Here is a 13,896-nt window from a genome sequence, read left to right on the forward strand (position 1 = left end):
CTCAAAACCGTCCCTTGCGCGTGGACAGCAACAGGTTTGTCTCGGACCGGTTGATGCCCTCCATCCGACGGATCTGAAACAGAACCTCGTCCAGTTCGGCCAATGTCTCGGTGCTGATCTCTGCGATCAGGTCCCAGCTTCCGTTGGTGGAGTGCACCGCCCGCACTTGCCGCATGGCCGCGATTCGGGCCATGGTCCGTTCCGTTCCGCGACCTTCGATTTCCAGCATCATCAATCCGCGAACCGGGCTTTGCGCCACATCGCGCCGGGTCAGTACAGTAAATCCGACGATCTCGCCGGATTGTTTCAGCCGCTGCAGCCTGCTGCGCACCGTTGTACGCGTAACACCCAGCGTTTCGGCCAGTTCGGACAGCGACGCCCGTGCATCGCGGTGAAGAGCGCTGAGCAAGCGGCTGTCCAGATCGTCCATGTTTCTGTCCCATTTTGGATTTCTTTGTTCCATTTTGAGCAATTTGATCTCTTCCCGCAAGGCATAATGACGGTCTAAATGATCACATGGAGACAAAAGATATAATTTTGGTCGGTGCGCCGATGGATGACGGCAAACACCGGCAGGGCTGCCGCATGGGTCCCGACGCCTACCGTGTGGCTGGTCTGGAACAGGCCCTGGCCGATCTGGGGCACACCGTAACCGACTGGGGTGATGTACAGCCCGACAAGGTGGACATCCCCGCGCATCCGCATCTCTTCGCCCTGCCCGAATGCGTTGGCTGGACCCACGCCCTGAGCCGAACCGCACAAGAGGCCGCTCAAAACGGTATGCCGGTGTTTATGGGCGGCGACCATGCCCTGTCGATGGGCACAGTTGCCGGCATGGCGGCACATGCGCGGGCGGCAGAACGACCCTTGTTTGTACTCTGGCTCGACGCGCATAGCGATTTCCACACGCCGGACAGCACCGGCAGCGGCAATCTGCACGGCACACCGGTGGCCTATTTCACCGGCCAGCCCGGATTTGACGCCTTTCCGCGCTTGCCTGCCGTTGTGCCAACGAACCGTGTCGGCATGATCGGGCTGCGCTCGGTCGATCCGGCGGAACGCGCCGCGCTGGAGGAGGACCACGCGATGCTGGTCGACATGCGCAGTATCGATGAACACGGCATCAAAACGCCCCTCTTGGCCTTTCTGGGTCGCGTCCGCAGTGAAAACGGCATCCTGCACGTCTCGCTGGACGTGGATTTCCTCGATCCGGCCATCGCGCCCGCGGTCGGAACAACAGTGCCCGGCGGCGCAACCGAGCGTGAGGCGCATCTGGCCATGGAATTGCTGCATGAGAGCGGTCTGGTCTGCTCGCTGGACCTGGTCGAACTGAACCCGTTTCTTGACGAACGCGGACGTACCACGAAACTGATGGTCGATCTGGCCGCGTCTCTGATGGGGCGCCGTATCTTTGATCGCCCGACGCGGAGCTTCTGATGCTGTCCCTTCAAGCCCCGTCCGCCGTTGTCATGATCCGTCCGCATGCCTTTGCGTCCAATCCGGAAACCCGCGACGACAATGCGTTTCAAACACTGGCCAACCGATCGGCCGCGGCCACGTCGGTCGCCGCGCGCGACGAGCACGACAAGGCCGTCGAACACCTGCGTTCTGCAGGCGTCACAGTTCACGTCTTTGATGACCATGGTGACCTGGACACGCCAGACAGCGTTTTTCCGAACAACTGGTTTTCCACCCATCCTGGCGGTCACATCGCGATCTATCCGATGTTCGTGCCGTCCCGTCGGCGCGAACGGCGCACGGACGTCATCGAATTGCTGAAACAGGACTATCGGGTGCAGGATGTCATCGACTATTCCGGCCTTGAACGGGACGATCTTGCGCTTGAAGGGACCGGGGCGATGGTGCTCGATCACGTGGCCCGCATTGCGTACACGGTGAAATCGAACCGCGCGGACCCGGTTTTACTGGAACGGTTCTGTACTCACTTCAACTATGAGCCCATCGCTTTCGAGGCCCGCGACGCCGCAGGCCGCGACGTGTATCATACCAACGTGTTAATGGGGATCGGGACGCATTATGCGCTGATCTGTCTGGACATGATCCCGGACACCGAACGGCGGGAAACAGTCCGGGCCCGGTTAGAGGAATCCGGTCGGACGGTCATTGATCTATCCCATGACCAGATCGCCGAATTCGCCGGGAACGCAATTGAACTGACTGGGGACGACGGTTTGGTGCTGGCCCTGTCCAGCCGGGCGCTGGCAGCGCTGAAGCCTGACCAGATCGCCGTCATCGAGGCCAGCGCAACACCGCTGCCGCTCTCGGTTCCGACAATTGAAACTGCCGGTGGATCGGTGCGCTGCATGATCGCAGGCATCCACCTGTCCCGCCGATAGGAGCGCACTATGCAACCATCTGAAAAGGCCCTTGTCCCTTTTGTATCCGTCGACAACATGATGCGGCTTGTTCACCATATCGGTGTCGAAGAGATGATCTCCCAGATCGCCGCGCAGATCGAGGCGGATTTCAAACGGTGGGAAAGCTTTGACAAAACCCCGCGCATTCCGGCCCATTCGCCCCATGGCGTGATCGAACTGATGCCAACCTCGGATGGCGAAGCCTACGGGTTCAAATATGTGAACGGACACCCCAAGAACACCTCCGAAGGGCTGCAGACCGTGACCGCGTTCGGCCTGTTGGCGGATGTCTATACGGGCTACCCCACCCTTTTGACCGAAATGACGATGCTGACGGCCTTGCGGACGGCGGCGACGTCCGCCCTTGTCGGCAAGTATCTTGCCCCGAAGAACTCGACCACAATGGCGATGATCGGCAACGGGGCGCAATCCGAGTTTCAGTGCCTCGCGTTCAAGGCGATGTGCGGGATTGACACGGTTCGGTTGTATGACAGCGATCTCAACGCCACCGCGAAATGCGCATCCAACCTGCAAGGCAAGGGTTTGACTGTTGTCACCTGCAAAACAGCCGAGGACGCCATCGAGGGCGCTCAGATCATCACGACATGCACAGCGGACAAGAAATACGCGACGATCCTGACCGACAACATGGTTGGCCCCGGCGTGCATATCAACGCAATCGGGGGCGACTGCCCCGGCAAAACGGAACTGCATCGGGATATCCTGCTGCGGTCCGAGATTTTCGTGGAATATCCGGAACAAACGCGGATCGAAGGCGAGATTCAGGCGCTGGATCAGGATCACCCGGTCACCGAGATGTGGCAGGTGATCACCGGTCAAGCCGCAGGGCGCACGGACGACCGGCAGATTACGCTTTTTGACAGTGTGGGGTTTGCAATCGAAGATTTCTCAGCGCTTCGCTACATCAAGCGCGCGATCGAAGACACTGATTTCTTTGAGCCTTTAGATATGCTGGCCGACCCGGATGACCCGCGTGACCTGTACGGAATGCTGATGCGGGCACAATAGAGAACCTGCAACAGTACTGAACCTGCCCCGGCCTCTGGCCGGGGATTTTTTCATCCGGCCAGCGATGGCAGGTAAAGAACGATCCCCGGAAAGGCGACAAGAAGCGCGATGGTGACACCATCCGCGATGAAGAAAGGCGTCACGCCCTTGAACACGTCCTGAACGCTGAGATCCGGCCGCACGCCGGCCACCACGAAACAGTTCAGACCGATAGGCGGTGTGATCAAACAGAATTCGGCCATTTTCACCACCAGAATGCCGAACCAGATCGCACACATCGGGCCGGACATACCAAAGGCGCTGTCTGCGGCGCTGACCGTCTCGCCTCCGTTCAGTGCCATGACGGCGGGGTATACAACCGGCAGGGTCAGCAGCAGCATCCCGATGGCGTCCATGAACATGCCCAGCACCGCATAAGCCAGCAAAATGCAGATCAGGATCAGCATGGGTGACATTTCCAGCGAGGTGATCCAGTCCGAAAACGCACCCGGAAGGTCGGCAAACCCCAGGAAACGCACGTAAATCAGGACACCCCAGATGATGGAAAAGATCATCGCGGTCAGTTTCGCGGTTTCCAGCAGGGCGGATTTGAACTCCGCCCACCGCATGCCGTGGAACAAGGCAAAACAGAACACGATAAAGGCCCCGATTGCGCCGCCTTCGGTCGGCGTCCCCCAGGCCTTGTCGCCGAACGGGTTGTAGACGAAACAGATGATGATCAGGATTACCGCGACAATCGGGATCGCGCCGGGCAGCGCCGCAAAGCGTTGTTTCCAGGAAAAGCCTGTCACGGGCGGGCCGACTGTTTTGAAGACGACAGCAATGCTCACGATCAACAGGCCATAGACAACAGCCGAAAAAGCCCCCGGGATAAATCCGGCCAGTAGCAGCTTACCCACGTCCTGTTCGACGATGATGGCGTAGATCACAAGGATAGCCGAGGGCGGGATCAGCGATGCCAGTGTCCCCCCGGCCGCCACGACACCTGCTGCAAAACGTTTGTTATAGCCGACGCTCAGCATTTCCGGGATGGCGATGCGGGCAAAAACAGCTGACGTGGCCACGGACGCGCCCGACACGGCGGCAAAACCTGCCGTTGCAAAGACGGTGGACACCGCCAACCCTCCGGGCACCCACGCGATCCAACGCTTCGCCGCCTCGAACAGAGCACGGGTCAGACCAGCATAATATGCGAGATAACCGATCAGGATGAATGTCGGGATCAGGCTGAGTGTGTGAGAGGCAACCTTGGAATGCGGCACCTGCCCAGCCGTTTTGACCGCAACCGTGACAGCCCGCCCAAAGCGGTCCGGGTCGTAGCCGAACTTCGCCCAGAAAATCCAGATCAGGCCGACAAGCCCAGCCAGGCCGGCCGCAAAGGCCACACGCATACCCGTCACCACAAGAACCAGTAAGCCACCCGTGACCCACAGGCCGATGTCAATCGTGTCCATGCGTCAGTCCTGCCCCTCGAACTTCTCGGCCTCAGCCGCAGCCTGAGCGGCCGCGTCCTGTATCAGCGGGACGGCCACAGGCGTGTCCAGCCCCAACACAAAGGCCCGGCCATACCCCCAGACCTGCAGGATCAGCCGCAGGCACAGCACGGAAAAGGCAACCGGTGCCAACAGTTTGGCCGGCCAGAGCGGAATGCCGATATCAATGGAACTGTCCCGGCTCCACAGCGGCGCACCAAAATCAAAAGACCGGTCGAAATGGGACCAACTGCCCCAGACCAGCGCCAGCATCAGAACGAGGATGAGGATCACCGAGATCAGCTCAAACAACCAAAGAGCGCGACCGTGTAAGCGGGCGATGACAATATCCATGCGGATATGCCCGCCCGAACGCTGGACAAAAGAGATGCCCAGAAACGCGATCAAAGGCATCGCCTGTTCGATCCAGTCCACATATCCGGGCAATGGGGCGTTAAAGGCGTTGCGCCCACTGACGGACACCACTGCCATAACCATCAACCCAAAGACGGCAAAGCCGCTGATCAACGCCAAAAACCGTTCCAATTTCAGCAAATGCTGATCCAGCTGGCTCAGGCGGCTGCCATCCTCCAGCACCGTGGCATGTCCTGCCATTCCGGCGATCCCCTAGCTTGTGAAGAAACGGGCGCCGTGTAGCAGGCGCCCGGTCAAAGTGATCAGTTGCCGCCGCGCTGTTGTTTCAGCGTCGTCTGAACCAGATCATACAGGTCCTGTGCCGGAAGCCCCTGCGCCGACATGTCGGCAATCCACTGCTCGCGGATCGGGTCAGCGGCCTTGGTGCGGAATTCTTCAATAACCGCATCCTCGATCATGACCTTTTGCACACCCTTTTCATCAAGCACGCTGTCCCATTGCTCCAGCAATCCGCCGTAGTTGGCGAGGTAGTGGTCAATGGCTTCGTCAATTGAACTGTCCAGGGCCTCGCGATGTTCGGCGGGCAGCGCCTCATAGGCATCGATATTGACGACCACCGGACAATTCACCGTTCCGGGGTTCAGGTTGGCTGTCCACCAGTCCGCTTCGTTTATCGTGCCAAAGGACAGGTGCGCGTGCTGGGCGAAGGCAACGGTGTCAACCACACCGGACTCCATCGCATTGTAGGCTTCGGTCGCAGGTACCGAGGTCGGAACTCCGCCAACCGCTTCGAAGGCTTGTCCGAGACCACCGGTCGCGCGGACCCGCATGCCATCAAATTCGGCCAGTTCATCGCGCGGCTCGCCGGTGCCCACGATGTTGTACTGTGGCATCGGGGACGTCATGATGATGCGTGCATTCCATTGCGCCATCTCATCCTTAACCGCCGGATGATCATAGACCGCGTGGCTGACCGCCACTTCTTCGTCCAGGTTGTTCACACCGAGAAACGGCAGCTCCAGCACCGTGATCGCGCGGTTCTTGTCCCGGTGGTACCCGGCGCAGAACTGGGCCATTTCAAAGGCACCAATTTCGATTCCATCCAGATTCTCACGCGGTTTGGACAGACCGCCGTAGCTGACATTGATGGTGAAATCTCCGCCGGTCTTTTCGCTGACCAGCTCGGCAAGCTTTTCGACATGTTCGGTAAAGGCGCGGCGCTTGCCCCAAACGGACGCATTCCATTCGGTTGCCGCAGCTTCGGTGACAAAGGCAACGCCAAGGGCGGCGACAGCGGCACCGCTCAACATCTTTCTCATAGTGAATTCTCCCATTGGTGCGCCCCCTACCGGGGCGCTTGGAGTTGAAGCTAGCGCCAACATGGAGGTGTGCCAACCCCCGCAAGGGGCTCGCCGCTCTTGGTTGAGCAGATCGCCTGTTACAAAGGCAACCCCGACAAGCGGCAGCTTTTGTGCTGTGGTCAACCTGCATGCGAGGTTCGGCACGCCACGACACAACAACTAATTCATTGTTGTGTATATGATATTTTACTATCTTTTACATTTTGTTGACTCAATTCTTCGGCCTCTAGAAATTTCTTTACAAACTAATCCAAGGATTACCGTTATTTATTTATTTGTTTTCAGAACCCGGTAATACTGCAGCCGGGGAGGAACAGGATCGAAGGGTCCCGTTCAGCGGGCGAACTGATCCACGTAGACCAATCCAGAGGGAGGAGCCTCAGAATGACCACCGCTGCCCAGGCAGATTCCAACGTATATCCGCCATCCGCTGAAACCGTCGCCCGTGCGCATGTCGACTCGGACAAGTATGCCGACATGTATGCCGCTTCGGTCTCTGACCCCGACGCGTTCTGGGGCGAGCACGGCAAGCGCATCGACTGGATCAAACCCTTTACCCAGGTCAAGGACGTCAACTACGATTTCGGTTCGGTCAAGATCAACTGGTACGCGGACGGCACGCTGAACGTATCCGCCAACTGTCTGGACCGTCATCTCAAGACACGTGGCGATCAGACCGCGATCATCTGGGAACCGGACGATCCAAACGACCCGGCACAGCACATCACCTATGCTGAGCTCCACCGACGCACCTGCCGGATGGCCAACATTCTGGAATCCATGGGCGTGCGCAAGGGCGACCGCGTTGTCATCTATCTGCCGATGATCCCCGAGGCGGCCTATGCCATGCTGGCCTGTGCACGGATCGGTGCCATTCATTCGATTGTCTTTGCCGGTTTTTCGCCCGATGCGCTGTCTGCGCGCGTCAACGGCTGCGATGCCAAGGTCATTATCACGGCAGACGAAGCGCCGCGCGGCGGACGCAAGACACCCCTGAAGTCCAACGCAGACGCAGCGCTGTTACACTGCAAGGACACCGTCAAATGCCTTGTGGTCAAGCGGACCGGCGGGCAGACGACATGGATCGACGGGCGCGACTACGATTACAACGAAATGGCACTGGAGGCTGACGATTACAGTGCGCCTGCGGAAATGAGCGCCGAGGATCCGCTGTTCATTCTTTACACCTCTGGTTCAACGGGCCAGCCAAAAGGCGTTGTTCACACCACCGGCGGATATCTGGTGTATGCGTCGCTGACGCATGAAATCACGTTCGACTATCACGAGGGCGATGTGTACTGGTGCACCGCAGACGTGGGCTGGGTCACCGGTCACAGCTATATCGTCTACGGCCCGCTGGCCAACGGCGCGACCACCCTAATGTTCGAAGGCGTGCCGACCTATCCGGATGCCTCGCGCTTCTGGCAGGTCTGCGAAAAGCACAAGGTGAACCAGTTCTACACCGCCCCGACTGCCCTGCGCGCCCTGATGGGACAAGGCAACGAGTGGGTCGAGAAATGCGATCTGAGCGATCTGCGCGTGCTGGGCACCGTGGGTGAGCCGATCAACCCCGAGGCCTGGAACTGGTACAACGATGTTGTTGGCGGCGGACGCTGCCCCATCGTCGATACATGGTGGCAAACGGAGACCGGTGGTCACCTGATGACCCCCCTGCCCGGCGCACATGCCATGAAGCCAGGGTCCGCCATGAAGCCGTTCTTTGGCATCGAACCTGTCGTTCTGGACCCGCAATCCGGCGTTGAGATCAATGGGAATGGCGTCGAGGGCGTTCTGTGCATCAAGGACAGCTGGCCCGGACAGATGCGCACCGTCTGGGGCGACCATGAGCGGTTCGAAAAGACCTATTTCTCGGATTACAAAGGCTATTACTTCACTGGCGATGGCTGTCGTCGGGATGAAGACGGTGACTACTGGATCACCGGGCGCGTCGATGACGTGATCAACGTGTCGGGTCACCGTATGGGCACCGCTGAGGTGGAAAGTGCGCTGGTGGCACATGCCGCAGTGGCCGAGGCAGCTGTGGTGGGTTATCCCCATGAAATCAAAGGGCAAGGCATCTATTGCTACGTCACTTTGATGAATGACCGCGAGCCCAGCGACGATCTGCTGAAAGAACTGCGCACATGGGTGCGGACAGAAATCGGTCCGATAGCCTCACCCGATGTGATCCAATGGGCCCCGGGCCTGCCCAAGACCCGGTCGGGCAAAATCATGCGTCGGATTCTGCGCAAGATTGCCGAGAACGACTTTGGCGCGCTGGGTGATACGTCGACTCTGGCTGATCCGTCCGTGGTCGAAGACCTGATCGAAAACCGGGCAAACAAGTGAGGATGTGATGGACGCTGCCACGATCACCACACCCACCGTTCTGATCCTTCTCGGCCCTCCGGGCGCCGGGAAGGGCACGCAGGCGCGCATGCTCGAAGACAAGTTCGGTCTGGTCCAGCTCAGCACCGGCGACCTGTTGCGCGCCGCCGTTGCGGCCGGGACCGAGGCGGGACAGGCCGCCAAAGCCGTCATGGAAGCTGGCGATCTGGTCAGCGACGATATCGTTATCGCGATCCTGCGCGACCGTATCGCCGAGCCGGATTGCGCCAAGGGCGTCATTCTGGACGGCTTCCCACGCACCACGGTTCAGGCCGAGGCGCTGGACGGATTGCTGTCTGAAAACGACCAGAAGATCAGCGCGGCCATCAGCCTCGAGGTCGAAGACGCCGAAATGGTGATCCGCATCTCGGGCCGCTACACCTGCGCCGGCTGCGGCGAAGGATACCACGATCAGTACAAAACGCCTGCCGTGGCGGGCACCTGTGACAAATGCGGTCACACGGAGTTCAAGCGCCGGGCGGATGACAACGCGGAAACGGTCGCCTCGCGCCTCAAGGCGTATCACGCGCAAACCGCGCCGCTGATCACCTATTACGAAACCCACGGTGTGCTGAAATGCACCAACGCCATGGGTGGGATTGAAGACATCGCCGGCGATCTGGAACGGATCGTCGGTGACGCGATGAGTTAAGGGGAGGAGACAAGCCCGGACCGGGCTTAGCTCCGATAACAGAATACTTCAAAGGACCCGCCTTGGCGGACCGGAGGAGTTTTGCCCGACGCTGACCCGGCGTTTGGCATGTCCGAGACGCGGCCCAATGCGCTGGAGGAGTTAAGCAGCGGGCCGCTCAACGAGCAAGCAAGGAGGAACCCGCAATGGCGGATCAATCTACAGACTCCGCGCAGACTGCCGAGGCCGACAAGGGCTATTGGCAGGCCAACCTGCGTCTTATCTACATCAGCCTCGCGATCTGGGCGCTGGTGTCGTTTGGATTCGGCATCCTGCTGCGTCCGCTTCTGTCCGGGATCGCCATTGGCGGCACCGATCTGGGCTTTTGGTTCGCTCAGCAGGGATCGATTCTGGTCTTTCTGGTGCTGATCTTCAACTACGCCTGGCGCATGAACAAGCTAGACGCCGAATACGGCGTAGACGAAGAATAACGGGAGAGCGGGGACAATGGATCAGTTTACCATCAACCTGCTGTTTGTTGGCGCGTCATTTGCGCTCTACATCGGCATCGCGATCTGGGCCCGTGCGGGTTCCACATCTGAATTTTACGCCGCCGGTCGCGGCGTTCACCCGGTCACCAACGGTATGGCGACAGCGGCGGACTGGATGTCCGCGGCCTCGTTCATCTCGATGGCCGGCCTCATCGCCTTCACCGGCTATGATAACTCGACCTTCCTGATGGGTTGGACCGGTGGCTATGTGCTGCTGGCTCTGCTGCTTGCGCCCTACCTGCGCAAGTTCGGCAAGTACACCGTCTCGGAATTCATCGGCGACCGGTTCTACAGCCAGACGGCACGTGTTGTTGCGGTTGTCTGTCTGATCGTTGCGTCGGTGACTTACGTGATCGGTCAGATGACCGGCGTGGGCGTGGCCTTTGGCCGCTTCCTTGAGGTCGACAACACGACCGGTCTGTTGATCGGTGCTGCTGTTGTGTTTGCCTACGCCGTGTTTGGTGGGATGAAGGGCGTGACCTACACTCAGGTCGCTCAGTACTGCGTGCTGATCACAGCCTATACCATCCCGGCGATCTTCATCTCGCTGCAGCTGACGGGCACACCGATCCCGGCGCTGGGTCTGTTCGGTGACACCGCAAGCGGTGAGCCTCTGCTGACCAAGCTGGACGCGATCGTGACCGAGCTGGGCTTTGCTGAATACACAGCGCACCACTCGAACACGTTGAACATGGTGCTGTTCACGCTGTCGCTGATGATCGGCACCGCCGGTCTGCCGCACGTGATCATGCGCTTTTTCACCGTGCCGAAAGTGTCTGACGCCCGCTGGTCCGCCGGCTGGACGCTGGTCTTCATCGCCCTGCTGTACCTGACCGCCCCTGCGGTTGGTGCGATGGCGCGTTTGAACATCAGTGACATGATGTGGCCCAATGGCGGCATCGAAGGTGGCGCTGTCTCGGTCGAGGAAATCAACAATGATCCCCGTTATGACTGGATGGCCACATGGCAGAAAACCGGTCTGCTGGACTGGGAAGACAAGAACGGCGACGGCAAGATCCAGTACTATAACGATGCCAATGCAGACATGCAGGCACTCGCTGAAGAAAAAGGCTGGGTCGGAAACGAGCTGACCAAGTTCAACCGCGACATCCTGGTTCTGGCGAACCCGGAGATTGCCAACCTGCCAGGTTGGGTTGTGGGTCTGGTTGCTGCCGGTGGTCTGGCTGCTGCCTTGTCCACGGCTGCGGGTCTGCTGCTGGCAATCTCGTCAGCGGTGTCCCACGACCTTGTCAAAGGCGCCATCAACCCGTCGATCTCTGAAAAGGGTGAACTGCTGGCGGCGCGGATTGCAATGGCTGTGGCCATCGTGGTTGCAACTTGGCTGGGTCTGAACCCACCGGGCTTTGCGGCTCAAACCGTGGCCCTGGCCTTTGGTCTTGCAGCAGCCTCGATCTTCCCGGCGCTGATGATGGGGATCTTCTCGACCCGCATCAACAACACCGGCGCGGTCGCTGGCATGATGGCTGGTCTGGTCGTAACCCTGGTCTACATCTTCCTGCACAAGGGCTGGCTGTTCATTCCGGGCACCAACTCGTTCACCGATGCTGACCCGCTGCTGGGTCCGATCAAGTCGACCTCGTTCGGCGCCATCGGTGCGATGATCAACTTCGGCGTTGCTTACGTCGTTGCCGGCATGACCAAAGAGACTCCGCAGGAGATCAAAGATCTGGTCGAGAGCGTTCGCATTCCCCGTGGTGCTGGCGCAGCTCAGAATAAATGAGCATGATGCGGCGCATGGATAGCTTCTGTGTTCCGCGTCTTTCGACTTACTGTTCCCGCCCGGCACTTCACCGGGCGGGATATTTGTTTAGGAAACCCGGAGACATCTGATGCCCCTGTCCCATGACGAGATCACCCGGTTTCTGAAATCCGTTCACCCTTATGACGCTCTGCCCGCCGAGGTGCTGGACGATCTGGCAAAGCAGATCGAAGTCTGGGAGGTCGAAGAGGACTTTCCGGTGTACGAACTGGGGCATGATTTGCCCGGTGTATTCGTCATCTACGAAGGACAGGTCGAAATCACCGACGAGAACGGCGCGGTGGTGTCGCATCTCGGTCTGCGCAACTCATTCGGCGAGCGCGGGTTGTTGAAAGACGGCAAGGCCGCGACGCACGCGCGGGCGCATACCCCATCCGTTCTGATGGTTTTACCCTCGCATATCGTGCGCGATCTGATTGAGGGGCATGAGGTGGTCTCGAAATTCTTCAACCGAACGAGAGGGGACCGTACCGGACCGCAAAGCCTGGCAACCAGTGCAATCGATGTTCTGATGGCGCATGACCCGGCCACCTGCCCCCCGAACACACCGGTTCAGGAGGCCGCACGAATGATGCGGGACAAAGGAATTTCGTCGCTCTGCGTGACCGAAGCCGACACGTTACGTGGCATTGCGACACTGCGGGACATCTCGGGCAAGTTCGTGGCCGGAGCCATGCCGGACAGCACGCCAATCTCGTCGATCATGACGCCCGATCCGGTGACCTTGTCGCCAAGCGACATTGGGTCGGATGTCCTGCACGTGATGATGGAACGCGGTATCGGTCACATCCCGATTTCCGAGGCCGGACGCCTGGTCGGGATCGTGACACAGACTGATCTGACGCATTATCAGGCGGTCAATTCGGCCGAGTTGGTGCGCCGGATCGCCCGCGCACAGTCCGCAGAGGACATGGCCGTCGTGACAGCTGAAATTCCGCAGCTTCTTGTACAGCTGGTCGCCGGCGGCAACCGGCACGAGATCGTCACGCGCCTGATCACCGACATTGCCGATACGGCCACCCGGCGACTGCTGGCACTTGCGGAGCAGACGCTGGGACCGCCACCGGTTCCCTACCTCTGGCTGGCCTGCGGCTCTCAGGGACGGCAGGAACAGACCGGTGTGTCGGATCAGGACAACTGCCTGATGCTGGACGACCGTGTCGCAAACGCCGATATGCCCTATTTCGAGCAGCTGGCGAAATTTGTCTCGGACGGGTTGGATACCTGCGGGTATTTCTACTGCCCAGGCGACATGATGGCGACCAACCCGCGCTGGTGCCAGCCGGTTCAGGTCTGGCGCGACTATTTCAAGGGCTGGATTGCCAAACCAAACCCCGAGGCGCAAATGCTCGCGTCGGTCATGTTCGACCTGCGTCCGATTGGCGGTCAGTTCGATCTGTTCGCCGATTTGCAAAGCGATACGCTGAGCGCAGCCAGCGCGAACTCGATCTTCGTGGCGCACATGATTTCCAACTCCCTGAAACACACGCCGCCGCTGGGGCTGTTGCGCGGGTTCGCCACCATCCGGTCGGGTGAGCACCGCAACACGCTGGACCTCAAGCATAACGGCGTTGTGCCAGTGGTCGATCTGGCCCGGATCTACAGCCTGCAAGGGCAACTGACCGAGGCAAACACCCGCGCCCGGCTCAAGGCGGCAGAAGCCAGCGGCGTGCTCAGCCCGTCCGGCGCACGCGATCTTCTGGATGCTTACGACCTGATTGCGGAAACCCGGTTGCAGCATCAGGTCAGGTTGGTCAAATCCGGTGAAGAGCCGGATAACTATCTGCCGCCCTCGGAATTGTCCGACTTTGAGCGAAGTCATCTGCGGGATGCGTTTGTGGTTGTAAAAACCATGCAGTCCGCAGTTGGTCACGGCAAAGGCATGCTGGGCTGATCGCACGGCGATCGGTTACCGGCTGGAATAAAGCGGG

General features: G+C 59.6%; 12 protein-coding genes. 8 read left to right on the forward strand and 4 right to left on the reverse strand.

Annotated elements, in window-relative coordinates:
• Position 1: 1 nt before the first annotated feature.
• A complete protein-coding gene (locus ACR3E0_RS11760) occupies positions 2-430 on the reverse strand; it encodes an Lrp/AsnC family transcriptional regulator (RefSeq protein WP_170430034.1) in 429 nt (142 codons plus the stop codon).
• An 86-nt stretch (positions 431-516) separates the two neighbouring features.
• Here ACR3E0_RS11760 and rocF point away from each other — a divergent pair, with 86 nt between their 5' ends.
• Genes rocF through ACR3E0_RS11775 form a run of 3 tightly spaced genes read left to right on the forward strand, consistent with a single transcriptional unit; the run spans position 517 to position 3,407 of the window.
• Entirely contained in the window at positions 517-1,437 is a 921-nt protein-coding gene (rocF, locus tag ACR3E0_RS11765; protein WP_480478984.1) for an arginase, read from the forward strand.
• Entirely contained in the window at positions 1,437-2,357 is a 921-nt protein-coding gene (gene ctlX / locus ACR3E0_RS11770; protein WP_480478986.1) for a citrulline utilization hydrolase CtlX, read from the forward strand. Before rocF ends, ctlX begins: the two co-directional genes overlap by 1 nt.
• A gap of 9 nt (positions 2,358-2,366) precedes the next feature.
• Positions 2,367-3,407, forward strand: coding sequence for an ornithine cyclodeaminase (locus tag ACR3E0_RS11775; protein ID WP_480478988.1), 1,041 nt, complete (start codon positions 2,367-2,369; stop codon positions 3,405-3,407).
• Positions 3,408-3,457: 50 nt separating this feature from the next.
• On the opposite strand, the gene ACR3E0_RS11780 is transcribed toward ACR3E0_RS11775, so the two are convergent.
• The 3 genes from ACR3E0_RS11780 to dctP form a co-directional block, all read right to left on the reverse strand.
• Positions 3,458-4,861 carry a TRAP transporter large permease gene (locus ACR3E0_RS11780; RefSeq protein ID WP_480478989.1) on the reverse strand — a complete coding sequence of 468 codons (1,404 nt, stop codon included), beginning with the start codon at positions 4,859-4,861 and terminating at the stop codon, positions 3,458-3,460.
• Positions 4,862-4,864: 3 nt separating this feature from the next.
• Entirely contained in the window at positions 4,865-5,494 is a 630-nt protein-coding gene (locus ACR3E0_RS11785; protein ID WP_480478990.1) for a TRAP transporter small permease subunit, read from the reverse strand.
• Positions 5,495-5,556: 62 nt separating this feature from the next.
• Positions 5,557-6,573: a TRAP transporter substrate-binding protein DctP gene (dctP, locus tag ACR3E0_RS11790; protein WP_480478991.1), complete on the reverse strand. Its 1,017-nt coding sequence runs from the start codon at positions 6,571-6,573 to the stop codon at positions 5,557-5,559.
• Positions 6,574-6,999: 426 nt separating this feature from the next.
• Here dctP and acs point away from each other — a divergent pair, with 426 nt between their 5' ends.
• From acs to ACR3E0_RS11815, 5 genes are all read left to right on the forward strand, one after another.
• A complete protein-coding gene (gene acs / locus ACR3E0_RS11795) occupies positions 7,000-8,964 on the forward strand; it encodes an acetate--CoA ligase (protein ID WP_480478992.1) in 1,965 nt (654 codons plus the stop codon).
• 7 nt (positions 8,965-8,971) lie between these two features.
• Entirely contained in the window at positions 8,972-9,655 is a 684-nt protein-coding gene (locus ACR3E0_RS11800; protein ID WP_480478994.1) for an adenylate kinase, read from the forward strand.
• A 185-nt stretch (positions 9,656-9,840) separates the two neighbouring features.
• Positions 9,841-10,125: a DUF4212 domain-containing protein gene (locus ACR3E0_RS11805; protein WP_480478995.1), complete on the forward strand. Its 285-nt coding sequence runs from the start codon at positions 9,841-9,843 to the stop codon at positions 10,123-10,125.
• Positions 10,126-10,141: 16 nt separating this feature from the next.
• Positions 10,142-11,926, forward strand: coding sequence for a sodium:solute symporter family protein (locus ACR3E0_RS11810; protein ID WP_480478996.1), 1,785 nt, complete (start codon positions 10,142-10,144; stop codon positions 11,924-11,926).
• A 109-nt stretch (positions 11,927-12,035) separates the two neighbouring features.
• Positions 12,036-13,859 (forward strand): DUF294 nucleotidyltransferase-like domain-containing protein, encoded by a 1,824-nt coding sequence (locus ACR3E0_RS11815; protein ID WP_480478997.1) that lies wholly within the window; start codon positions 12,036-12,038, stop codon positions 13,857-13,859.
• Positions 13,860-13,896 lie beyond the last annotated feature (37 nt).

The organism is Ruegeria sp. AJ12 (assembly GCF_056536245.1).